The sequence below is a fragment of the Allobosea sp. FG18 genome, from assembly GCF_057809495.1.
The window spans coordinates 69,150-91,765 of the sequence record NZ_JBMDKB010000003.1; the positions used below are offsets into that span (position 1 = coordinate 69,150).

General features: G+C 67.4%; 24 protein-coding genes. 13 read left to right on the top strand and 11 right to left on the bottom strand.

Annotated elements, in window-relative coordinates; translation table 11 throughout:
- Window positions 1–56: 56 nt before the first annotated feature.
- Entirely contained in the window at window positions 57–452 is a 396-nt protein-coding gene (gene rplS, locus ACODTJ_RS04390; protein ID WP_199088077.1) for a 50S ribosomal protein L19, read from the bottom strand.
- Window positions 453–628: 176 nt separating this feature from the next.
- Here rplS and ACODTJ_RS04395 point away from each other — a divergent pair, with 176 nt between their 5' ends.
- Entirely contained in the window at window positions 629–1,417 is a 789-nt protein-coding gene (locus ACODTJ_RS04395; RefSeq protein WP_454656002.1) for an SDR family NAD(P)-dependent oxidoreductase, read from the top strand.
- Window positions 1,418–1,632: 215 nt separating this feature from the next.
- On the opposite strand, the gene ACODTJ_RS04400 is transcribed toward ACODTJ_RS04395, so the two are convergent.
- Window positions 1,633–1,836 carry a hypothetical protein gene (locus tag ACODTJ_RS04400; protein WP_454656003.1) on the bottom strand — a complete coding sequence of 68 codons (204 nt, stop codon included), beginning with the start codon at window positions 1,834–1,836 and terminating at the stop codon, window positions 1,633–1,635.
- Window positions 1,837–2,257: 421 nt separating this feature from the next.
- Between ACODTJ_RS04400 and ACODTJ_RS04405 the strand changes: the two genes are divergently transcribed.
- The 3 genes from ACODTJ_RS04405 to ACODTJ_RS04415 all read left to right on the top strand — a co-directional run bounded on the left by ACODTJ_RS04405 (window position 2,258) and on the right by ACODTJ_RS04415 (window position 7,281).
- On the top strand, window positions 2,258–4,342 hold the full coding sequence (locus tag ACODTJ_RS04405) for an elongation factor G (RefSeq protein ID WP_454656004.1): 2,085 nt from the start codon (window positions 2,258–2,260) through the stop codon (window positions 4,340–4,342).
- A gap of 213 nt (window positions 4,343–4,555) precedes the next feature.
- Window positions 4,556–6,271 (top strand): AMP-binding protein, encoded by a 1,716-nt coding sequence (locus ACODTJ_RS04410; RefSeq protein WP_454656005.1) that lies wholly within the window; start codon window positions 4,556–4,558, stop codon window positions 6,269–6,271.
- Entirely contained in the window at window positions 6,268–7,281 is a 1,014-nt protein-coding gene (locus ACODTJ_RS04415; protein ID WP_454656006.1) for a sulfite oxidase, read from the top strand. Before ACODTJ_RS04410 ends, ACODTJ_RS04415 begins: the two co-directional genes overlap by 4 nt.
- Before the next feature lie 129 nt (window positions 7,282–7,410).
- Here the strand turns inward: ACODTJ_RS04415 and mtaB are convergent, their stop codons facing one another.
- Both mtaB and dapF read right to left on the bottom strand, forming a co-directional pair.
- Window positions 7,411–8,682: a tRNA (N(6)-L-threonylcarbamoyladenosine(37)-C(2))-methylthiotransferase MtaB gene (gene mtaB, locus ACODTJ_RS04420; RefSeq protein WP_454656007.1), complete on the bottom strand. Its 1,272-nt coding sequence runs from the start codon at window positions 8,680–8,682 to the stop codon at window positions 7,411–7,413.
- Window positions 8,682–9,566 carry a diaminopimelate epimerase gene (gene dapF, locus ACODTJ_RS04425; RefSeq protein WP_454656008.1) on the bottom strand — a complete coding sequence of 295 codons (885 nt, stop codon included), beginning with the start codon at window positions 9,564–9,566 and terminating at the stop codon, window positions 8,682–8,684. The genes mtaB and dapF overlap by 1 nt, the downstream gene beginning before the upstream one ends.
- 191 nt (window positions 9,567–9,757) lie before the next feature.
- On the opposite strand from dapF, the gene ACODTJ_RS04430 reads away from it, so the two are divergent.
- The gene (locus ACODTJ_RS04430; RefSeq protein WP_454656009.1) at window positions 9,758–10,606 is read left to right on the top strand and encodes a GyrI-like domain-containing protein; all 849 of its coding nucleotides are present in this window, start codon (window positions 9,758–9,760) and stop codon (window positions 10,604–10,606) included.
- A gap of 147 nt (window positions 10,607–10,753) precedes the next feature.
- Here the strand turns inward: ACODTJ_RS04430 and ACODTJ_RS04435 are convergent, their stop codons facing one another.
- The 5 genes from ACODTJ_RS04435 to ACODTJ_RS04455 all read right to left on the bottom strand — a co-directional run bounded on the left by ACODTJ_RS04435 (window position 10,754) and on the right by ACODTJ_RS04455 (window position 14,237).
- Entirely contained in the window at window positions 10,754–11,812 is a 1,059-nt protein-coding gene (locus ACODTJ_RS04435) for an MBL fold metallo-hydrolase (RefSeq protein ID WP_454656010.1), read from the bottom strand.
- Window positions 11,813–11,844: 32 nt separating this feature from the next.
- Complete coding sequence (locus tag ACODTJ_RS04440; protein ID WP_454656011.1) at window positions 11,845–12,453, bottom strand: class I SAM-dependent methyltransferase; 609 nt, start codon at window positions 12,451–12,453, stop codon at window positions 11,845–11,847.
- Window positions 12,454–12,461: 8 nt separating this feature from the next.
- Window positions 12,462–13,088: a LysE family translocator gene (locus ACODTJ_RS04445; RefSeq protein WP_454656012.1), complete on the bottom strand. Its 627-nt coding sequence runs from the start codon at window positions 13,086–13,088 to the stop codon at window positions 12,462–12,464.
- A gap of 60 nt (window positions 13,089–13,148) precedes the next feature.
- Entirely contained in the window at window positions 13,149–13,730 is a 582-nt protein-coding gene (locus tag ACODTJ_RS04450; RefSeq protein ID WP_454656013.1) for a CAP domain-containing protein, read from the bottom strand.
- A gap of 78 nt (window positions 13,731–13,808) precedes the next feature.
- Window positions 13,809–14,237, bottom strand: a complete 429-nt coding sequence (locus ACODTJ_RS04455; protein ID WP_454656014.1) for a hypothetical protein — start codon at window positions 14,235–14,237, stop codon at window positions 13,809–13,811.
- Between the two features lie 300 nt (window positions 14,238–14,537).
- On the opposite strand from ACODTJ_RS04455, the gene ffh reads away from it, so the two are divergent.
- The 6 genes from ffh to trmD all read left to right on the top strand — a co-directional run bounded on the left by ffh (window position 14,538) and on the right by trmD (window position 19,038).
- Window positions 14,538–16,112, top strand: a complete 1,575-nt coding sequence (ffh, locus tag ACODTJ_RS04460; protein WP_454656015.1) for a signal recognition particle protein — start codon at window positions 14,538–14,540, stop codon at window positions 16,110–16,112.
- Window positions 16,109–16,624 carry a GNAT family N-acetyltransferase gene (locus tag ACODTJ_RS04465; RefSeq protein ID WP_454656016.1) on the top strand — a complete coding sequence of 172 codons (516 nt, stop codon included), beginning with the start codon at window positions 16,109–16,111 and terminating at the stop codon, window positions 16,622–16,624. Before ffh ends, ACODTJ_RS04465 begins: the two co-directional genes overlap by 4 nt.
- A gap of 30 nt (window positions 16,625–16,654) precedes the next feature.
- Window positions 16,655–17,023: a 30S ribosomal protein S16 gene (gene rpsP / locus ACODTJ_RS04470; RefSeq protein ID WP_454656017.1), complete on the top strand. Its 369-nt coding sequence runs from the start codon at window positions 16,655–16,657 to the stop codon at window positions 17,021–17,023.
- Between the two features lie 99 nt (window positions 17,024–17,122).
- Window positions 17,123–17,644, top strand: coding sequence for a ribosome maturation factor RimM (gene rimM / locus ACODTJ_RS04475; protein ID WP_454656018.1), 522 nt, complete (start codon window positions 17,123–17,125; stop codon window positions 17,642–17,644).
- Window positions 17,631–18,302, top strand: coding sequence for an HAD family hydrolase (locus ACODTJ_RS04480; protein ID WP_454656019.1), 672 nt, complete (start codon window positions 17,631–17,633; stop codon window positions 18,300–18,302). Before rimM ends, ACODTJ_RS04480 begins: the two co-directional genes overlap by 14 nt.
- A 4-nt stretch (window positions 18,303–18,306) precedes the next feature.
- A complete protein-coding gene (trmD, locus tag ACODTJ_RS04485) occupies window positions 18,307–19,038 on the top strand; it encodes a tRNA (guanosine(37)-N1)-methyltransferase TrmD (protein ID WP_454656020.1) in 732 nt (243 codons plus the stop codon).
- A gap of 65 nt (window positions 19,039–19,103) precedes the next feature.
- On the opposite strand, the gene ACODTJ_RS04490 is transcribed toward trmD, so the two are convergent.
- Window positions 19,104–19,526 carry a rhodanese-like domain-containing protein gene (locus ACODTJ_RS04490; protein ID WP_454656021.1) on the bottom strand — a complete coding sequence of 141 codons (423 nt, stop codon included), beginning with the start codon at window positions 19,524–19,526 and terminating at the stop codon, window positions 19,104–19,106.
- Between the two features lie 5 nt (window positions 19,527–19,531).
- On the bottom strand, window positions 19,532–20,734 hold the full coding sequence (locus ACODTJ_RS04495) for a pyridoxal phosphate-dependent aminotransferase (protein WP_454656022.1): 1,203 nt from the start codon (window positions 20,732–20,734) through the stop codon (window positions 19,532–19,534).
- 165 nt (window positions 20,735–20,899) lie between these two features.
- Between ACODTJ_RS04495 and ACODTJ_RS04500 the strand changes: the two genes are divergently transcribed.
- Both ACODTJ_RS04500 and ACODTJ_RS04505 read left to right on the top strand, forming a co-directional pair.
- Window positions 20,900–21,379: a YaiI/YqxD family protein gene (locus tag ACODTJ_RS04500; RefSeq protein WP_454656023.1), complete on the top strand. Its 480-nt coding sequence runs from the start codon at window positions 20,900–20,902 to the stop codon at window positions 21,377–21,379.
- 244 nt (window positions 21,380–21,623) lie between these two features.
- Window positions 21,624–22,598, top strand: a complete 975-nt coding sequence (locus ACODTJ_RS04505; RefSeq protein WP_454656024.1) for a Bug family tripartite tricarboxylate transporter substrate binding protein — start codon at window positions 21,624–21,626, stop codon at window positions 22,596–22,598.
- The last annotated feature ends 18 nt before the right edge of the window (window positions 22,599–22,616 follow it).

Here is a 22,616-nt window from a genome sequence, read left to right on the forward strand (position 1 = left end):
AAAAAAACGCGGCCCCGAAGGACCGCGTTTCAATCTCGTTGCGCTGAGGCTTCGGCTTACTTGCCGGAAGCCTTCTGGCCCTTGGCGGGCTTGGCATCGACGCGCTCGGCGATACGGGCCGACTTGCCGCGACGATCACGCAGGTAATAGAGCTTGGCGCGACGCACCTTGCCCTTGCGGATGACCTTGATCGAGTCGAGATTCGGCGAAAACAGCGGGAAGACGCGCTCGACGCCCTCGCCATAGGAAATCTTGCGGACGGTGAAGCTCTGGTTGAGGCCGCCGCCGTTGCGGGCGATCACGACGCCTTCATAGGCCTGGACGCGGCTGCGCTCGCCTTCCTTGACCTTGACGTTGACCTGCACGGTGTCGCCGGGCTGGAAGGCGGGAATGGCCTTGCCTTCGCTCAGCTTGGCAATCTGCTCGGCATCGAGCTGTTCGATGATGTTCATGGGTCTCTCCATGGCCGTATTCGCGCGGAAGCGCGGGCTTTCGGCTCGCTGTTTTCAGTTGAGTGCGGGGCCTTACAGGAGCGCGCGGCGTTTGTCGAGCGGCAATGCCGGCTTGTTGGCCGCGCTGCCGGCATGCATAGCGTTGGCGGCAGCGACACGCCAGCGGACGAGATGCCATGCCCGACACCACTCCGAAGACCGCCCTCGTCACTGGCGCCGCGCGCGGCATCGGCCTCGCCACCGCCAAGCGCTTCCTGACTGAGGGCTGGCAAGTCGGCCTGCTCGATATCGACGGGGCCGGCCTCCAGCGGGCAGCGGCAGAGATCGCCGCGCCGGAGCGGACGCTGGTGCTGACCTGCGACGTGGCGATGCCGGCGCAGCTCGAATCGGCCTTCGCCGGCATGGCCAAGCGCTTCGGGCGGCTGGATGCCCTCGTCAACAATGCCGGCACGGCGGTGTTCAAGCCCCTGTTGGAGACGACCCATGACGAGTGGCAGCGGGTGCTGGCGGTCAATCTGACCGGCCCGTTCCTGGCGACGCAGCTCGCGGCGCGGGCCATGGCCGACAATGGCGGCGGCGCCGTCGTCAACATCACCTCGATCTCGGGCTTGCGCGCCTCGACGCTGCGGGTCGCCTACGGCACCTCGAAGGCGGCGCTGGCGCATCTCACCAAGCAGCAGGCGGTCGAGCTTGCGGGGCTTGGCATCCGCGTCAACGCAGTCGCGCCGGGGCCGGTCGAGACCGCGATGGCCAAGGCGGTGCACAGCCCGGAAATTCGGGCGGACTATCGCGATGCCGTGCCGCTCGGCCGCTATGGGCTGGAGGAGGAGCTGGCCGAGGCGATCTTCTTCCTCTGCTCGGACCGGGCGACCTACATCACCGGGCAGGTGCTGGCCGTCGATGGCGGCTTCGACGCTGCCGGCATCGGGCTTGCGACGCTCCGCGGCGAACGCCGCAATCTTTGAAAGGTCGCGCTGAAACGAGATCGCAGCAGCTTCGAGCTCTGCTTTTGTCATTCCGGGGCTTCGCGCAGCGAAGCACCCGGAATCTACGACCGGCCGAGCGGCGCCCCGCAGACATCTGATGCCTCACCCGGTCGTGGGTTCCGGGTTCGCGCCGGCGGCGCGCCCCGGAATGACAAGGACGGTGCAACAGATCCGGCGGATCAGAGAAAACGCCTTTATCCCATCGCTTCGCGCTTCTTCAGCAGCTCGTTGAGCATGTCCTGCTGCTCGCTGAGCCGGTTGGCGAGGGCCTCTTCCACGGCGGCGCCGGAGGCTCCCGTCGCCTGTTCCATCAGCTCGGAGATGTTGCGCCTGAGGAGGGCGATGCGTTCGTCCAGGTCAACTTGCGAAGCGTTCTGAGGCATCGGCAGGTTCTCCATGTTCCATCGCCGCCGCGCCAGCGGCTCGCTCCGTAGAATGCCGGACGACCCTCCATGTCCTCCGGCTGCGGCGCACGGAGCCGTGAGCTTGTCGTCCGCGCTTCCCGGTGAGTGCGGTCCGGCGGAAGCGCGATGAAATCACAGGTCACCGCGGCAGGATAGCCGCGCCCCGTGTCGACGGGCGCAGCAGGGGCGGAGCCTGCGAGCCGCTGCTGCCACCGACAAAGCGCTTGCGTCCTTTCCGGATCGGCGCGAACCTCTCCTCAACTGCCTCTCCGACGGCCGCCCGACCCTGTCGGGCCCGAGCGACCGCCGCCCATCCGGCGTGAGCGCATTCGCTGTTCCCGCCGGCTTCCACCGTGCCGGAGCCGGGGCCGCTCGAACCTCTCCTCCATCGCGGCCAGCCCCGAAGGAGGAAGTCATGCCCGCATCGGCACAGAATGGCGGTTCCGCAGCCGGTACCCGACGTGCGGGGCCGCGATGCATCGCGATCGTCGGCCCCTTCCAGAGCGGCAAGACGACGCTGCTCGAAAGCATCCTGATGCGATGCGGCGCGCTCACCCGCACCGGCACGGTCAAGGGCGGCAACACGGTCGGCGATGCGGCGCCTGAGGCGCGCGCGCATCAGATGAGCACCGAACCCACCGTCGCGGCCGTCGATTTCCTTGGCGATACCTTTCATTTCATCGATTGCCCCGGCTCGGTCGAGTTCCTGCACGAGATGCGCCATGTGCTGCCGGCGGTGGATGCGGCCGTCGTCGTCTGCGAGGCGGATGACCGCAAGGCCCCGGCGCTGGAGCTCGTGCTGCGCGAGCTGGAAGAGGCCGACATCCCGCGCTTCCTGTTCCTCAACAAGATCGACACGGCCTCGCGCCGGGTGCGCGAGACGCTCGGTATCCTGCAACGGGCCTCGCGGACGCCGCTGCTGCTGCGCCAGATCCCGATCTGGAAGAACGGTATCGCCGTCGGCTTCATCGACCTCGCCCTGGAGCGGGCCTTCATCTACCGCGAGCACGCGCCGAGCGAGATCGTGCCGCTGGCGGCCGACGAGGCGGGCCGCGAGAAGGAAGCGCGCTTCTCGATGCTGGAGCGGCTCGCCGATTACGACGACGAACTGATGGAGGAATTGCTGGGGGATATGGAGCCGCCGCGCGACCGTGTCTTCGACGATCTCGCACGCGAATTGCAGCATCGCCATGTCGTGCCGGTGCTGATCGGCGCGGCCGAGCGCGGCAATGGCGTGACGCGGCTGCTCAAGGCGCTCAGGCACGAGGCGCCGAGCTTGGCCGAAACGCGCGGACGCACCGGTATTCTGCCGGAAGGGCCACCGCTCGCGCAGGTGCTGAAGACCTGGCATTCGAGCCAGGGCGGCAAGCTCTCGCTGGCCAGGGTAATGCGCGGCCGGCTGGCGGAGGGCGATGTCGTGACCTCGTCGGGCGGCGTCGAGGCGCGCATCGCCGGAGTCGTCGCCCTGAAGGGCGCCGAGCAGAGCCGGAAACCTGCGGCGGAGGAGGGCGATGTCGCCGGCTTCGCCAAGCTCGACGGCATCGCGACGGGCGAAGCCTTCATGCTGGGCAAGGCGCGGGCGAGCGTGGTCAGCGCGGTCGCGCCGCCGGAAGCCGTGCATGCCTTCGCCATCGCGGTGAAGGACCGCAAGGACGATGTCAGGCTGGCGGCTGCGCTCCAGCGCCTGACCGAGGAGGATACGGCGCTGGCGGTGACACAGGTGCCGGAGCTCAGCGAAACCCGCCTGTCGGGGCAAGGCGAGATGCATCTGCGCGTCGCGCTGGAGAAGCTCGCCGGCCGCTATGGCGTCACCGTCGCCAGCAAGGCGCCGCAGGTCGGCTATCGCGAGACGATCCGGGGCCAGGCCGGCGCGCGCGGCCGGCATCGCAAGCAGAGCGGCGGCCATGGCCAGTATGGCGATGTGGTGATCGAGGTCGCGCCGCTGCCGCGCGGGGAGGGCATCCAGTTCGTCGACAGGATCACCGGCGGTGTCGTGCCACGCCAGTATATCGGCTCGGTCGAGGCCGGTATGCGCGATTTCTGCGAGAAGGGGCCGCTCGGCTTCCCGATCGTCGATGTCGCTGTGACGCTGACGGACGGCTCCTATCACACCGTCGATTCCTCCGACATGGCGTTCCGGCAGGCGGCGCGGCTCGCCATGAACGAAGCGATGCCGCAGGCGAAGCCGGTGCTGCTCGAACCGATCCTCTCCGTCGACGTGGTGATCCCGTCGGAGGCGATGTCGCGGGCCTCGGCCCTGATCTCCGCCCGGCGCGGGCAGATCCTCGGCTACGACACGCGGCCCGGCTGGCGCGGCTGGGACCAGATCAAGGCGCTGGTGCCGGAAGCGGAGATGACCGGCCTGATCGTCGAACTGCGCTCGGCCACGTCCGGTGTCGGCTCGTTCAGCGCACGCTTCGACCATCTCGCGGAACTCGCCGGCAAGCCGGCCGAGGCCGTGGTCTCAGCCCAGGCACTCGCCCTCGCCCAAGGGCGCTGATTCCAGAGAAAACGCCCGTCCTTTCCACCGGGAGCCATTCATTGGCTCCCGGATCGGGCTTGATTTCGCGCGAGGTGAACTGTTTAGATGTGAACATTGTATGGTCTTTGATGGCGGGTGCTTGCGCTCCCGACCACCGTTCCGCACTGTACGATCATCAAAATGCACCGGAACCCGTCGCGAGGCGGCTAACCGGGCGAGAGGGAGGGAATTATGACTGCGACCGGCGCCACGCAGGCCAGGAACGCCCTGCGCCCCTGGCTAGCGCATTATCCGCCGGCCGTTCCGCCGGAACTCGACGAGGCCAAGGTCGGTACGCTGGCGGACCTGATCCGCTTTGCCTGCTCGACCTATGCCAGTCGCCCGGCCTTCGAGAGCTTCGGCAAGACGATCACCTTCGTCGAGACCCGCCAGGCGGCCGAGTCCTTCGCCGGCTGGCTGCAGGCCAAGGGGCTGAAGAAGGGTGACCGCGTCGCGCTGATGATGCCGAACATCCTGGCCTATCCGGCGGCGCTTTTCGGCGTGCTGCTCGGCGGCTTCACCGCCGTCAACGTCAACCCGCTCTACACCGCGCGCGAACTGACCCACCAGATCAACGATGCCGGGGCGCGGGTGCTCGTGGTGATCGAGAACTTCGCCCATGTCGTCGAGGAGGCGAAGCCGAACCTGAAGCTCGACGCCATCGTCGTCGCCACGGCCGGCGACCTGATGGGCTTCAAGGGCAAGATCGTCAATTTCGTCGCGCGCCGCATCAAGAAGGTGGTGAAGCCCTACAACCTGCCGGGCTCGGTGGGTTTCCAGCAGGTTCTACAGAGCGGCGCCCGGATGGCGCCGGTGACGGTGGTGCCGGACGATGTCGCCTTCCTGCAATATACCGGCGGGACGACCGGCGTCGCCAAGGGCGCGACGCTGACGCATCGCAATGTCGCATCCAATGTGCAGCAGGCCGGCTTCTGGCTGGAATGGGTGCTGGAGCCGCCGCTCGGCCGCAGCGACTACCAGCATGTCATGGTGACGGCGCTGCCGCTCTACCACATCTTCGCGCTGACCTGCTGCTGCATGTTCATGCTGCGCATCGGCGCCAAGAGCCTGCTGATCGCCAATCCCCGCGACATTCCCGGCTTCATCAAGACACTGAAGGCGAGCCGCTTCACGCTCTTCTCCGGCGTCAACACGCTGTACAACGCGCTCGCCAACCATCCCGAGATCAGGCAAGTCGACTTCTCCGAGATGCGCTTTGCGGTGGCCGGCGGCATGGCGACGCAAGCCGCGGTCGCCAAGCAGTGGAAGGCCGTGACCGGGCGCCCGATCATCGAGGGCTATGGCCTGTCCGAGACCTCGCCGATCGCCACGATCAACCGGCCCGACCTGACCGAGTTCAGCGGCACGATCGGCTATCCGATCCCCTCGACCGAGATCGCGATCCGCGACGCCGAGGGCAACGACATGCCGATGGGCGAGGCCGGCGAGATCTGCATCCGCGGCCCGCAGGTCATGGCAGGCTACTGGAACCGCCCGGACGAGACCGCCAAGGCGATGACAGCGGACGGCTATTTCCGCAGCGGCGATGTCGGCGTGATGCTGCCGGACGGGCAGGTCAAGGTCGTCGACCGGATGAAGGACATGGTGCTGGTCTCCGGCTTCAACGTCTATCCGAACGAGGTCGAGGACGTGCTGGCCGCGCATCCGGGCGTGCTGGAATCGGCCGTGATCGGCCTGCCGGACGAGCATTCGGGCGAGGCGGTCACCGCCTTCGTCGTGCGCAAGGACCCGACCCTGACGACGGATGCGCTACGCGCCTTCTGCAAGGAGAACCTGACCGGCTACAAGGTGCCCAAACAGATCTTCTTCCGCGAGAGCCTGCCGAAGACCAATGTCGGCAAGGTGCTGCGCCGGGCGCTGCGCGAGGAGGTCGTCGCCAAGCGTTGACGCTGGGCGACGAGCCGATCACGCCGGTCGATTCCTTCTTTATCCGCAATAACGGCCATCTGCCCGAGATCGACGATAACGACTGGACGCTGACCATCGACGGCGAGGTCGAGCGCCCGGCCGTCTGGACCGTCGAGGGCCTGCGCCAGCGTTTCGAAACGGTCACGGTTACTGCTGTCCTGGAACGCGCCGGCAATGGCCGCTCGCGCTTCTCGCCGACGACGGACGGGCTGCAATGGCGGCTCGGCGCTGTCGGTTGCGCGCGCTGGACGGGCGTGCGGCTGGCTGACGTGCTGGAACATGCCGGCCCTAGGCCGGGCGCAATCTACACCGCCCATCACGCGCCGGACCGTCAGATCGGCAAGCCGGAGAAGACCGCGCTTTCGCGTGGTCTGCCGATGGCCAAGGCCGTGGCTCCCGAAACGCTGATCGCCTTCGCCATGAATGGCGAGCCCCTGCCGCGCCTGCATGGCGGGCCATTGCGCCTTGTCGCGCCGGGCTATCCCGGCTCGGCCTGGCAGAAATGGCTCGACCGGATCAGCCTGCGCGCTGTCGAGCATGACGGCGAGAAGATGCGCGGGACGGATTATCGGATGCCGATCCGGCCGGTTCGTCCCGGCGAGCCGCTCGACCCCGCGAATTTCGCCGTCATCACCGACATGCCGGTCAAGTCGCTGATCACGGCTCCATCAGATGGCTTCGTGGTGAAGCAGGGTGAGCGATTGAAGGTCGCAGGCTTCGCCTGGAGCGGGGCGGTTCCCCTGGAATCGGTCGCGATCTCCGGCGATGGCGGTGAGACTTGGAGCGGCGTCGAATTGCAGGCTGGCGAGGGATGCTTCGCCTGGCGGCGCTTCGAGACGGAGATCGTGGCCGGACAGCCCGGGCCGTTCGTCGTCATGGCGCGGGCGCGCGATGCCGAGGGCGGCGTCCAGCCACTGGAACCGATCTGGAACCCGCGGGGATATTGCAACAATCAGGTCCAGCGCGTGCGCGGTTCCGTGGTTGCGTGAGGCTTTGAACCTTTTGGCGGGTTGCTGCGTCTAAGAAGTGGGTCTGCCATTCCGGGCATGGCTCTGCCGCCTCGGTCACTCCTCCTCCCATCGGCGACCGAGGCGGCTATTCTTCCCAGAAGAACGCGTTCAGGCTGCCAGAAGCGCCCTGCCGTCGGCGGCGTGGCTGGTGACCGGCAGGATTTCACCCGGCGCGATGTCGCTGGCGAAGCGGATCAGCGTGAAATCCTCGGCGCGGCCGGTATTGCCGCGTTCGGTCAGGACGCTGAGCGGACGGCCGATGCGTTCCGCGAGATGGCGCTGCTGCGCGGCGCTTGCCGCCACACGCAGTCGCGCGGCGCGCTCCGAAACCACCTCTCCCGAGAGCTGCGGCATGCGGGCGGCCGGCGTGCCAGGGCGCGCCGAGTAGGGGAAGACATGGACGAAGCTGAGCCCGCATTCCGCGACGAGATCGAGCGAGCGGGCGAACATGGCTTCGTCCTCGGTCGGGAAGCCGGCGATGAGATCGGCGCCGAAGACGATATCGGGGCGCAAGGCGCGGATTTCCGCGCAGAAGCGGATGGCATCGTCGCGGCCGTGGCGGCGCTTCATGCGCTTCAGGATGAGGTCGTCGCCGGCCTGCAGTGAGAGATGCAGATGCGGCATTAGGCGCGCCTCGGTCGCGAGCAGGTCGCGCAGGGCGTCGTCGACCTCGACCGCGTCGATCGAGGAGAGGCGCAGGCGCGGCAATTCGGGCAGGGCGCGCAGGATCGCCCCCGCGAGCGCGCCCAGCGTCGGCTCCTCGGCCAGGTCGCGGCCATAGCTGGTGAGGTCGACGCCGGTCAGTACGATCTCGCGGGCGCCGGCTTCCAGCAAGGTCCGGCATTGCGCGACGACATCGGCGATGGCGAGCGAGCGCGAATTGCCGCGTCCGAAGGGGATGACGCAGAAGGTGCAGCGATGGTCGCAGCCGTTCTGGACCTGGACGAAGCCGCGCGTATGGCTGGCGAAGCGGCCGGTGACGGGCGCACGCATGGCGGTGCGGGCCATGATGTCGCCGACGTCGAGCTTGTCGGCGGCGGCGATGTCGGGATGGCCGAGGCTGTTGGAACGAGCCAACGTCACCCAGTTCTCGGGCCGCAGCTTCTCGTCATTGCCGAGGACGCGGTCGACCTCCGGCATTTCCGCGAAGCGCGTGGGCTCGATCTGCGCGGCGCAGCCGGTGACGATGACGGGCCTGTCCGGCTGCTCGCGCTTGAGGCGGCGCACGACCTGCCGCGCCTGCCGGGTCGCTTCGGCGGTGACGGCGCAGGAATTGACGATGGCGGCGCCTTTCAGCCCGGCTGCCTCCGCCTGAAGCCTGAGCGCCTCGCTCTCGACGATGTTGAGGCGGCAGCCGAAGGTGACGACCTCCAGGGCCATTACGCCGCCTGATCGAACAGGGCCGGGTCGAGCGTGCCTTCCCATTCGAATTCGACCGGGCCGGTCATCAGGACATGGCCGTCGCGCTCGCGCCATTCGATGGCGAGGTCGCCGCCGGGCAGGCTGACGGTCGCCTTGCGGGCGGTGAGCTCGCGGCGCACGCCGGCGACCAGCGCCGCGCAGGCACCCGAGCCGCAAGCCTGGGTGATGCCGGCACCGCGCTCCCAGACACGCAGCACGATATGGTCGGGCGCCTTGACCGCGGCGAGCTCGATATTGGCGCGATCGGGGAAGATCGGATGGTTTTCGAGCAGCGGGCCGATCTGCTCGAGATTGTAGGCATAGGGGTCTTCGACGAAGAAGACTGCGTGCGGATTGCCCATGTTGACGGCGCAGGGCGTGTGCAGGATCGGGTTATCGATGGGTCCGATCTGGAGCTCGAAGCGGCTGGTATCCTCGAAGGGCTCGGCCAGCGGGATCTGGTCCCAGGCAAGGCGCGGCGCACCCATGTCGACGGTGAAGAGCGTCTCGCCCTCGCGCACCGCCGGCAGCAGGCCGGCCTTGGTCTGGAGCGCGAGATGGTTCTTGGCAGTATCGCCCATCTGCGGGTCGGCGATCATCGCCCAGGCGACGCAGCGCGTGCCGTTGCCGCAGGCACCGGCTTCCGAGCCATCGGTATTGTAGATGCGCACAAAGGCATCGGTGCCGGGCGTCACGGCATCGTGCAGGACCATGAGCTGGTCGAAGCGGGCGCGCGGCTCCGATGCGATGGCGCGAGCTTCGCTTTCGCTGACGACATGCTTGCTACCGCGCAGGTCCAGCACCGTGATCTGGTTGCCGAGCCCGTTCATCTTCAGGAACCGGCGATTGGCCAGAGCGTTCATTTGGTCACACGTCCCATGAATAAGGGGCTATGGCCGAGGTGACGTGAAAAAGCCACCCTCGTCCCCGTTCCTGAGACAAGGTGGACATTCTATGTTGCGCCGCAAGGGCGCGAATCGCGTGAAACTCTAAGGCCGTGACAATGCGTGTTTCTCGGCGATATTCCCGGATTTGTGTTCTGGCGCTTGCCGGCTTGACGAGCCTGTCGAGCGGAACGGTCTTCGCACAGACGCGCGTCGCACCGCCGACCGCGGTCGAATCCGCGCCTCTCGCGCCGCCGCCCGGCGCCAGCCCTGTCCAGATGCCGTCGGTTCCGGCGCAGACGCCGCCCGTCCCCGTGCCTGATTCTCAGCCGGGGCCGCAGCCGGCCCAGCCCGCTCCGCCGCCGCCGAATCCGGTTGTGCCGCAGCCGATGCAGCCGGCTCCGACGCTTCCGGGCCCGGTCGAGCCGCAGCCCGTGCAGCCGCCGCCGACCCTGCCGCCACCGGGCCAGTCCTTGCCGGCGCCGCCCGCGCAGCAACAGACCGGCGTGCCCGATCCCAATGCGACGCTCGCCGGCAAGCGCGGCGATTCAAGCGATATCGAGGAGGTCATGCTGGCCGCGAAGTCGGTGCTCCTGTTGCCGGGGCAGGCCAGCTGGGACCAGGGCTTTCAGAGGTTGTCGGAGAGCTTCAACGCCTTGCGTGCAGAGGCGCAGAAGGCGGGCCTGCCGGTCGCCGGCCGGCCGTTGTCGCTCTTCGTCGAGACGACCGATGACGGCTTTCGTTTCGAGGCGATGCTGCCCGTTGCGCTGCCGGCCGGGAGCCCGCCTCCTGCATTGGGGCCTGGGGTGAAGCTGAGCGCTTCGCCGGCCGGGAGGGCGCTGCGCTTCCTGCATGTCGCGCCCTATGACGACATCGATTCCACCTACGAGACGATCACGGCTTATCTCGAGGCCAAGAGCATCGCTGTGAAGGACGCGTTCCTCGAGGAATATGTCAGCGACCTCAAGGACCCCGGCGATCCGAACCTCGAGATCAACGTCTACGTCCAGCCGAAGTAGTTCTCGTTGTCATTCCGGGGCGATCCGTAGGATCGAACCCGGAACCCACGACCGGGCGAGACTTTACTCGGTTTGATTTCTTGAGGTCGCACCCAGTCGTGGGGTCCGGGTTCGGCGCGATGCGCCGCCCCGGAATGACAAGGAGCGTCACGCACTCCAGCTCAAACCCGGCCGCATCGGCCTGAAGCGCTCTTCCGGCAGGCCGGCTTCGGCGAGCGCGGCCTTCAGCGCCTCGGGCGGGCGCTCGACGCCTTCGTCGGTGAGCTGGAACGTGCCCCAGTGATGGCCGATTGCCTGCTTCGCCCGTAGCGCCAGCATGACCTTCACGGCTTCGTCCGGGTTCATGTGATTGTCCGACATGAACCAGCGCGGCTCATAGGCGCCGATCGGCAGCACAGCGAGGTCGAAGGGGCCGTGCTGGCTGCCGAGTTCCAGATAGAGCGAGCCGTCATGGTAGCCGGTATCGCCGATATGGAAGATCTTCGTGGCCGGCGTTTCGAGGATGTAGGAACACCATAGCGCCATGCGCCGGTCGAAGGCGCCGCGCGCCGACCAATGATAGCTCGGCACCAGCGTGACCGTGACCTTGTCCGACAGGGTGAGCCGGTCGTTCCAGTCATGCGCCTCGGCGCGGGCATCGGGGATGCGGGACCGGACGATCGAGTCGTTGCCGAGCGGCATGATCATGCGCGGCTGGTCTCTGGCATGCAGCAGCGCCAGCGTCTCGATGTCGAGATGGTCGTAATGGTTATGCGTGACCAGCACCACGTCGATCTTCGGCAGGTCGGCGAAGGCGACGCCCGGCGCATTCACGCGCTTGGGGCCGATGAAGGAGAAGGGGCTCGCGCGCAGCGAATAGACCGGGTCGATCAGCAGATTCAGGCCCGCGACCTGATAGAGGAAGGAGGCGTGGCCGAGATGGACGATCCGGGCGCCATCGATTTGGGCCGGCGGCCTGTCCTGCGGCGGCGCCTGATAGGCGAGGGGGAAGGCCTCGCGCTCGCGCTTGCCGGTCTGCCAGCGCAGTACGTCGGCGAGGCCCTTGGTCACCGGGCGGCCGTCGCTGAAGACGAGCCCGTTGAAATGGTCACTGACAGGGCCCTGATAGTAGGGATTGCGCGAGCGGGAGATCGCGCCCCAAGCGGCGCCGGTCGAAGCCAGCAACGCACCGAGGCCGACGAAGGAGAGAAGCTTGCGGCGGGTCATGGTGAAAAGAGGTAAGCCGCCGCGACTTTCCGTCAAGGCTCCGGCGATCTGATCGCCAAGGCGTGAAGCCAGCGTGTCGGCTGGCGGTCATAGCCGGAGCCGGTATCCTCATCGATCGTCAGGGACTGCCAGCGAGCGCCGATGCCGAAGACGGCGCGCAGTTCGGCTGACGAGAGATAGTTGAAATAGCGGCCGAGGCCGTCGCGTCCCTCGGCTTCGCCAGCCTTGAAGCTGGCATAGAGGACGCCGCCCGGACGCAAGGCGCGGTGTATCCGGTCGATGATGCCGGGCAGGGCGGGACGCGGCGCATGGAGCAGGCAGGCATGCGCCCAGACACCGTCATAGGTCGCGACCTCCTCCAGATCCTCGAAGAGCAGGACGCCGACCGGGCGGCCGAGGCGCTGTTCGGCTTGCGCCGCCAGCTCCGGGGAGCCGTCGGTCGGCACGACGTCGAAGCCGCGCCGCAGCATCTCCTCGCTATCCTGCCCGCCGCCGCAGCCGAGTTCGAGAATCCGCGCGCCGGGCTTGAGCCTGGCCACGAAGGGGTCGATGCGGCGGTGCTCGGCCAGTCGGTCGCGGCCGGCATAGGCGCTGGCTTCCTCGGCATAGAAGCCGAGAGTCTGATCGTCCTTGCTCGACATGACCGGCGTCAGTTGCTGCCGGAGCGGATCGCGACGGTCGCGACGCCGGCGCCGATCAGCAGCGTGCCGCCGGCCTTGTTGAACAGCCCGATCGCGCGGGGATTGCTGACCACGGCCCGTGCCCGCGAGGCAATCAGCGCGTAACCCATGGCATTGGCGAAGGCGAGTGTGATGAAGGTCGCCTCGAAGATCAGCATCTGCGTCCAGAAATCGCCCTTGGTGTCGAGGAACTGGGGCAGGAAGGCGACGAAGAAGGTGATGCTCTTCGGGTTGAGCGCCGTCACCAGCCAGGCATGGCCGAGCATCTTCCAGCCGGGAGCGGCATCCTCGCGCGGCTTGGCATCGAGCGTGCCGCCGGCCCGGAAGAGCTTGATGCCGAGCCAGATCAGATAGGCCGCGCCGATCCATTTCAGCGTGGTGAAGACGAAGGCGGAGGTAGCGAGCAAGGCACCGACGCCGAGCATCGAGAGCGTCATCGCCGTGAAATCGCCGAGCGCAACACCAACGGCGATCGGGAAGGCGGTGCGCCAGCCCTGGCCGAGCGCATAGGAGATCACAAGGAGGATCGTCGGTCCGGGAATGACCAGGAGGACGGCGGTGGCGGCGGTGAAGGCGATCCAGGCTTCGAAGGTCATGATGGTGATGGCTCCGCTAAAGACCAGAGCCATCACCAGAAGCGGGTGTTTGTAAAGGGGTCAGCGCACCGGGGGCGGGTTGTTGCCGAACACCATCGCGGGGCCGGCGCCTTGTGCCGCCATCTCGCGGCGAACCTCCGGTTCGGCCGCGATGACCAGCGCCCACCAGACGCGGTAGCTGGTGCGCGGGTCCTTGGAGAGCGCGATGCCGTAGCGGGTCGCTTCCTTCATGCGCAGGTTCGCGTCATGGCCCGGCGACTTGCGCCAGCCATCGAAGGCTTCCTCGACCGAGAAATAGCCGCCGCCGAGATTCTCCGCCGCCCGCACGCTGTCGACACCGGCGGCATGGATGCGGGCGGTGAAGTTGCCGCCGGCATCATGCGACAGGGCGTTCTTCGCGACCATGGCATCGGTCTGGCGCTGCGCCATCGCCATCAGGCGCGGATCGGGCCTGACCGGGCCGAGGCCTTGACTCGCGCGATAGGCATTGAGGATGCGCCCGGCCTGGGCCGGATCGAGCGAGACGGCCGCGACCTTATCGACCATGCGCGGGTCAAGCGGGCCTTCGCGACGCGGATCGCCGGCGCAGGCCGCGAGCAGGACGGACAGGGCCAGCAGGATCGAGGCGGGTTTCAGTGTCATGGGCCGGCACGTTTGCGAATCGGGCCGCAGCGATGCCGCCCGATCAGGGCCTTTCTGGGGCCGCGCGATTTCCGCGGTTTAGCTGCGTGCGCCGCCGATCACGCGGCAGAACGCCTTGCGCACATAGTCTTCCGGCGCGACCTGTCCGGCCTGGACGACGAAGACCGCATCGACGCGGGTGCCCTTGCCGTTCTTGCGGGCGGTGATGCGCAGCGTCTGCGGGCGCCCGGAGCCGGAGGTCTCCTGGATGGCGACGACGGCGCTCGTCGCCTTGTCGATGCGCATATCGGCGAAGCCCTCCGCCGAAACGGCGGCACCGAGATCGCTCAGCACGGCGGCTGGCTGGCGGTTGGGGATGAGGTCCCAGGTGCGGTAGCTCAGCCCGGTCACCATCGGCACGCCGTCGACCTTGAAGTTGCTGGCGCAGGGCTGGGCCAGTGCCGGGGCGAGGCTGGCGAGCACGAGGCCGGCGGCGAGAGGCAGGCTGCGAAGGGCGGAAAAGTGCATCGTCGGTCCCTTGATGATGAATCGAACCGCCCAGCAATGCTTGGAAGAGAGCTGTCGCGCAACCTGAGCGCCATTTCCAGCGCCTGCCCGCCCCCAAAACTTGACTTTCGCCACAGTCTTCCGCTTTAAGACCGCATCCGTTTCGCCGACATCGCCGAAACCACATCCGCCGACCGGGCCGCGCAAGCCGCTTTCATGAGCCCGGAGGTCAACGCCCGACAGCGCGATTGCGCCCTCGGGCGCGAAACCGCTTGGCGATGAGGCTCGGTGCTGAAGGCTCCTTGAGGCAGGCAGGTCCGCATGTTCGGCACGCTGAGCGACAGGCTCTCCGGCATCCTCTCGGGGCTGACCCGCAGGGGTTCGCTGACCGAGGAGGACGTCAACGCGGCGCTCCGCGAGGTTCGCCGCGCGCTGCTCGAGGCCGACGTCGCGCTCGAGGTTGTCCGGTCCTTCACCGACAAGGTGCGCGAGCGCGCCGTCGGCGCCGAGGTGCTGAAGTCGATCACGCCCGGCCAGCAGGTCATCAAGATCGTCAATGACGTCCTGATCGAGACGCTGGGCGGCGAGGGCGAGGGCATCAATTTCGACGCCGTGCCGCCGGTGCCGGTCCTGATGGTCGGTCTGCAGGGTTCCGGTAAGACCACCTCGACGGCGAAGATCGCCAAGCGCCTGACGGAGCGCCACAAGAAGAAGGTGCTGATGGCGTCGCTCGATACGCGACGCCCGGCCGCCATGGAACAGCTCGCCATTCTCGGCAGCCAGGTCGGCGTCCAGACGCTGCCGATCGTCGCCGGCCAGTCGGCGGTGCAGATCGCCAAGCGCGCGGTCGAGGCCGCCCGCCTCGGCGGCTACGACGTCGTGATGCTCGACACCGCCGGCCGCGTGACGCTCGACGACACGCTGATGGCCGAGGTCGCCGAGGTCAAGGCCGCGACGAATCCGCACGAAGTTCTGCTCGTCGCCGACGCGCTGACCGGTCAGGACGCCGTCAACACGGCGCGCGCCTTCGATGCCCGCGTCGGCCTGACCGGCATCGTGCTGACCCGCATGGACGGCGATTCGCGCGGCGGTGCGGCGCTCTCGATGCGTGCCGTCACCGGCAAGCCGATCAAGCTTGTCGGTATCGGCGAAAAGGTCGACGAGCTCGACGAGTTCCATCCCTCGCGCGTCGCCAACCGCATCCTCGGCATGGGCGACATCGTCTCGCTCGTCGAGAAGGCGGCGCAGACGATCGACGCCGAGCAGGCGCAGGCCACCGCGCAGCGCATGGCCAAGGGGCAGTTCGACCTGTCCGACATGCGCGCGCAGCTCCAGCAGATGGAGAAGATGGGCGGCATCGGCGGTGTGATGGGCATGCTGCCCGGCATGAAGCAGGCGCAGTCGCAGCTCGCGAATGCCGGCGTCGGCGACAAGATGTTCAAGAGCATGATCGCCGCGATCGACTCGATGACGGCGGCCGAGCGCAAGAACCCCGACCTGCTCAAGAACAGCCGCAAGAAGCGCATCGCGGCCGGCTCCGGCACCACGGCCGAGCAGATCAACAAGCTACTGAAAATGCATCGTGGCATGGCCGATGCCATGAAGATGATGGCCAAGCAGAAGGGCGGCATGCTCGGCAAGCTCGGCTCGATGTTCGGGCTCGGCGGCGGCCTGCCGGCCGGCATGCCCGATCCCTCGAAGATGGACCCTGCTCAGCTCGCGGAACTGCAGAAGCAGCTCGGCGCGGGCGGCGGCCTGCCGTCGATGCCGCCGGGCGGTTTCCCCGGCCTGCCGAAGGGCGTGACCCCGCCGGCCGGGATGATGCCGAAGCTGCCGGGCCTCGGCGGCGGCGGCTTGCCCGGCCTGGGTAACCCGTTCGGGGGCAAGAAGAAGTGATTCCCGTTCTGGAAACAGAGCGGTTGCGGCTGCGCGGCTGGACGGCCGCCGATTTCGACGTGCTCGCGCAGTTCTTCGGCAACGAGGAACTCACGCGCTATGTCGGCGGCGCCAGCAGCCGCGAGGATTCGTGGCGGCGTCTGTCCAGCATGGCTGGCCATTGGACCTTGCGCGGCCACGGCCTCTGGGCGGTGGAGGCGAAGGAGGACCGCCGGCTCGTCGGCTGGTGCGGCCTGCTTTCGCCGGAAGGCTGGCCCGAGCCGGAGATCGGCTGGAGCCTGTTCGCGGGCGAGCATGGTCGCGGCTTTGCGACCGAGGCCGCGCTGCGCGCCCGTGACTATGCCTATCGCGACTTGGGGTGGACCACGCTGATGAGTCTGGTGCATCCCGATAACCGACCCTCGATCCGCGTCGCCGAGCGTCTCGGCGCGCGCTTCGAGAAACCCTTCGTGATCCGTGGCACCGAGGTCGGCATCTACCGGCATCCGGCCGCCACGCCTGCGAAACACTGAACCAAAACCAAACCTGACCGGAGAAGACCCATGTCCCTCAAGATTCGCCTGACCCGCGGCGGCGCCAAGAAGCGTCCCTACTACCGCATCGTCGTTGCCGACTCGCGCTCGCCGCGCGATGGCCGCTTCATCGAGAAGATCGGCTCCTATGATCCGATGAAGGCCAAGGACGCCGCCGACCGCGTCGTGCTCGACCTCGAGAAGGTCCAGGCCTGGCTCGCCAAGGGCGCCCAGCCGACCGACCGCGTCCTGCGCTTCCTCGACGCTGCCGGCCTCGTCAAGCGCGCTGCCCGCAACAACCCGAACAAGGCTGTTCCCGGCGAGAAGGCCAAGGAGCGCGCCGAGAAGAAGGCCGAGAAGGCCGCTGCTCCGGCTGCCGAAGAAGCCGCCGAGGCGTGAGCCTGATCGTCGGCACGTCGATCTCGGGCGGGGCGCAGCCTCGGCCCGAGCGTTTTCTCAAGGAGATGTCCGGCTCAAGGCCGGGCATGGCGTGCTGACATGAGTGACCTCATCCTGCTCGGTATCGTCGGCGCGCCGCATGGCGTGCGCGGCGAGGTCAGGATCAAGACCTTCACCGGCGATCCCCTCGGGATCGCCGATTACGGCCCGCTGACCGACAGCAAGGGCCGCAGCTACGAAATCACCGATATCCGCCCGGCCAAGGAAGTGGTCGTCGCCCGCCTCGAGGGTGTGACGACGCGCGAGCAGGCCGAGGCGTTGAACGGGACCGAACTTTTCGTCGCCCGCGACAAGCTCTCCGCGGATGCGGACGAAGACGAGTTCCTGCATGCCGACCTGATCGGCTGCAGCGTGGTCGGGCCGGACGGCGCCGTGCTCGGCACCGTCACCGGTGTCGAGAATTACGGGGCCGGCGACCTGCTCGATATCAAGACGCCGGACGGACGTTTCGTCCTGATGCCCTTCACCAAGGCCTTCGCGCCGCGCATCGACATCGCCGCACGCCGGATCGAGGCTGCGCCCCCATTGGGATTGTTCGAGCCCGACGATGACAAGCAATAGGCCGGCCCGCGCGCTGATCTTCGACATGGACGGCACCATCGTCGACAACATGCGCTTCCATGACGATGCCTGGGAGAGCTGGCACGTCAGCAACAACCTGCCCTTCGATCGCGAGACCTTTTCGGCCCGTACCGCCGGCATGGCGCTGAGCGAGATCGTCGGGCCTTACTTCCCGGACGCCACCCCCGACGAGATCGCGGCGATGGGCGATGCCAAGGAAGCGCTCTATCGCGAGGCCTATCGCCCGCATGTCGCGGCGACCGCCGGCCTGCTCGACCTGATGGCACGCGCCGATGCGGCCGGCGTGCCGATGGCGGTCGGCACCGCTGCGCCACCGCCGAATATCGAAGTGGTGCTCGATGCGCTGGACCTGCGCCGGCGCTTTTCGACCATCGTCTCGCCGAGCCAGGGGTTCCGCGGCAAGCCGCATCCCGACATGTTCCTGGCCGCCGCCGAGCGCATGAAGGTCGATCCGGCCGATTGCATCGTCTTCGAGGACGCGCCGCTCGGCGTCGAGGCGGCACGCCGCGCCGGCATGCGCGCCGTGGCGCTGCTCACCCTGCTCGGCCCCGAGGGCTTCGCGACTTACGACAACCTGATCGCATCGGCTCCCGATTTCACGGCGCTGGACGGGTTGCCAGCGCTGCGCTTTGCTTGAAGGCATGCCCTTCCGCGCTTCGATCCTGACGCTCTATCCGGAGATGTTTCCGGGGCCGCTCGGCATCTCGCTGGCGGGCGAGGGGTTGCGCAAGGGGCTGTGGTCGCTCGATACCCACCAGATCCGCGAGCACGGCATCGGCCGCCATCGCAATGTCGACGACAATCCGGCCGGCGGCGGTGCCGGCATGGTGCTGCGCTGCGACGTGCTGGCGGCGGCGATCGATGCGGCGGTGCCGGCGGATGACGATCGCCCGCGCCTGCTGATGTCGCCGCGCGGGCGGCCGCTCAAGCAGGAACAGGTCCGCGATTGGGCGGAGGGGCCCGGCCTCGTCATCGTCTGCGGGCGCTTCGAGGGCGTCGACGAGCGTGTGATCGAGGGGCGCAAGCTGATCGAGGTTTCGATCGGCGATTACATCCTCTCCGGCGGCGAGATGGCGGCGCTGACGCTGCTCGATGCCTGCGTGCGTCTTATCCCTGGTGTGATGGGCAAGGTCGCTTCCGGCGAAGACGAAAGCTTCGAGAACGGCTTGCTGGAATACCCGCACTACACCCGCCCGCGTGAATGGGAAGGCAGGGGGCTGCCCGAGGCGCTGCTCTCCGGCGATCACGCCCGCATCGCGAAATGGCGGAGGGCTGAGGCGGAGCGGATCACGCGGGAGCGGCGGCCGGACCTTCTTTCCCTTCTCCCCTTGGGGGAGAAGGTGTCTGCGAAGCAGACGGATGAGGGCCGTTAGCACCAGTCTTCCCTCATCCGTCAGCGCTTCGCGCTGCCACCTTCTCCCCCAAGGGAAGAAGGGTGCTAACGATACTCCGAGACCGGCAGCTTCTCTGCCAGCCAGCCGCCCGGCCCGAGCATGCCGCCGCGCACGGCTGCGAGATCGCGCCAGCCGCGCCCGGCGAGCTTCTGCGCCACAGCAACCGCTTGTGCGCCCGTGCGATCGATCAGGACAATGCGCTTGCCGGGATGATCAAGACGCAAGCCCGCGATCCTGACCTCGAAGGCCGGCGCATCGACATCGAGAGGCAAGGCACCTCGCGGCAGGCCGGTATCGGCCCATTCCTGCGCACTGCGGATATCGACGAGCAGGATGCGCTTCGCCAGGGCGGCCTCATGGGCCTCGCGGGGCGACAGCGTCGCCGCCGATTGTCCGAAAACAAAAGAGGCCGGGAGCATGAAGCTCCCGGCCAGAACGATCCGGCGCGTTGCGGCGCCTTTGGTCATGATGCTCAGCGCAGCTCGGCGCAGAAGCGCTGGATGCGGCGGCAGGCCTCTTCCAGCTTCTCATCCGAGGTGGCGTAGGAGATGCGGAAATTGGGGCCGAGGCCGAAGGACGAGCCGTGTACGGCCGCGACCGCTTCCGTCTCGAGCAGGCCCATGACGAGGTCCTCGTCGGTCTCGATCTTCTTGCCGTTCGGCATGGTCTTGCCGATCAGGGCCGAGCAGTCCGGGTAGACGTAGAACGCACCTTCCGGCACCGGGCACTTCAGGCCGCGGGTCTGGTTCAGCATGGAGACGACGAGGTCGCGACGGCGCTCGAAGGCCTTCTTGAAGACCGGAATATGCTCCTGCGTGCCGTCGAGCGCCTCGACAGCGGCCCATTGCGAGATCGCCGAGGTGCCGGAGGTCTGCTGGCCCTGGACGAGGTCCATGGCGTTCATCAGGTGCTGCGGACCGGCGGCGTAGCCGATGCGCCAGCCGGTCATGGCATAGGATTTCGAGACGCCGTTCATGGTCAGCGTGCGCTCGTAGAGGGCGGGCTCGACCTGCGCCGGGGTGACGAAGGTGAAATCGCCATAGACGAGGTGCTCGTACATGTCGTCGGTGAGGATCCAGACATGCGGATGGCGCATCAGCACATCCGTGAGCTTCTTCATCTCGGCATGGCTGTAGGCGGCGCCGGACGGGTTCGACGGGGAGTTCAGGATCACCCACTTGGTCTTCGGGGTGATGGCCTTCTCGAGGTCTTCCGGCTGCAGCTTGAAGTCGTTCTTGAGATAGGTCTCGGCATAGGTCGGCGTGCCCCCGCAGAGCGCGACCATCTCAGGGTAGGAAACCCAGTAGGGCGAAACGCAGATGACCTCATCGCCCGGGTTCAGCGTGGCGAGCAGGGCGTTGTAGATGACGTGCTTGCCGCCGGTCGAGACGATGGTCTGGCTCGGCTTGTAGTCGAGGCCGTTCTCGCGCTTGAACTTGCGGGCGACCGCCTCGCGCAGCTGCGGGATGCCGGAGACCGGGGTGTACTTGGTCTCGCCGCGCTTGATCGCGGAGATCGCGGCTTCCTTGATATTGTCCGGCGTGTCGAAATCGGGCTCGCCGACGGAGAGCGAGATCACGTCCTTGCCCTGGGCTTTCAGGTCGCGGGCCTTCTGCGTGATCGTGATGGTCGCGGACGGCTTCACGCGCTTCAGGGCATCGGCAAGAAAGGCCATGGGACTGATCTCCGGGGAGGCGGAAGGTTGCGCGCCGGAACAAGGCGCGGGCGAGGTTTATGACTCGACGGCGATGATCGCAAGCGCAACTGATTGATGTCTGGCAGAAACGTCATGAATTCAGGGCGGTTTGCCCTTGCGCTCCGGGCATGCGAAGGCCGGTCCATGACGAACGCTGCCGGTCCGATCGCTGTTTATGTCGATGCCGACGCCTGTCCGGTGAAGGACGAGGTCTATCGCGTCGCCGGGCGCCACCGCCTGCACGTCTTCGTCGTCGCCAACAGCTTTCTCAACGTGCCGCGCGAGCCCTGGATCGAGCGCGTGACGGTGCCCGGCAATTTCGACGCGGCCGATGACTGGATCGCGGAACGGGTCTCGCGCGGTGCTATCGTGATCACGGCCGACATTCCGCTCGCCGATCGCTGCATCAAGGCCGGTGCCGACGTCATCGGGCCGACCGGCAAGCCCTTCACCGAGGCCTCGATCGGCATGGCACTGGCGACGCGCGACATGATGGAGGATCTGCGCGCGATGGGCACCGTGCAGGGCGGGCCGAAGCCGTTCTCGCCGAAGGACCGCTCGGCCTTCCTGCAGGCGCTCGATCTCGCGATCCAGCGCCTGAAGCGGGCGGGGCTCAGTGGATAGAGGCCCTCGGGTCGGTATAAGCCGTCATTGCGAGGAGCGAAGCGACGAAGCAATCCAGGGGAACTGGGTGAGACGATCAGGCTAGTCTCCCTGGATTGCTTCGCTTCGCTCGCAATGACGGGAGTGGCGGGTGTTGTCGCGCTGGTCGTTATGACTTTGGCATTGCTGGACGCATGGCGCCTTTGCCCGTAAATCTCGCCGCAAAGCAGGCCTGCCATTCAGGCGGGCGTCCGGGAGGAAGTCCATGTCGTTGACCCGCCGTTCCACGCTCGGCCTGATGGCCGGCGCCGTCTTCGCTCCGTCGATCGTCCGGGCCCAGAGCTTCCCCAGCAAGGTCGTCACGCTGGTCGTGCCCTATCCGGCGGGCGGGCCGACGGATGCCATCGCGCGTTTCGTGGCGCAGGACCTCGCGGTCGCCTTCGGGCATAATGTCGTGGTCGACAACCGGGCCGGCGCCTCGGGCGCCGTCGGCACCCGCGCCGTCGCCCATGCGGCGCCGGACGGCTACACCATCGTGTTCGGCAACAACCAGACGCATGGCAACAACATGTTCCTGCTGAAGGAGCCGGGCTACGACGCGGTCAAGGATTTCGCGCCGCTCGCCGGCGTCGGCGCCTTCGAGCACGCCTTCGTCGTGCGCAACGGCCTGCCGGTGAAGAACATCCAGGAGCTGATCGCGCTCGCCAAGGCCGAGCCGGGCAAGCTCAACTATGGCTCGACCGGCGTCGGCTCCGGCTCGCATCTGGCGATGGAGCTGTTCATGCAGCGCACCGGCATCAAGATGACGCACGTGCCCTTTAGGGGAGCGGCGCCGCTGGTGCAGGAGATCGTCGCCGACCGCATCGACATCGCCAATTCGACGCTGCCGAGCGTGCTGGAGCAGATCAATTCCGGCACGCTGCGCGCGCTCGCCCTGGCAAGCCCCGAGCGCAACCCGCGCGCCAAGGACATCCCGACGCTGCGCGAGCAGGGCGTGAACAATGCCGATGCCGATTCCTGGGCGGCCCTCTTCGCCCCGGCCAAGACGCCGGATGCCGTGCTCGACACGCTCTCCAAGGCGGTTCTCGCCTCGCTGAACAAGCCTGAGACGCGCGAGGCAATCCTGAAGCTCGGCTTCACGCTCAAGGTGCGCGATCCCGTGGCGTTCAAGCCCTACCACACCCAGGAAATCGCGACCTGGAAGCAGATCATCGCTGATGCCGGCGTGAAGCCGGAATAACGCGAGACATTCGCTCAG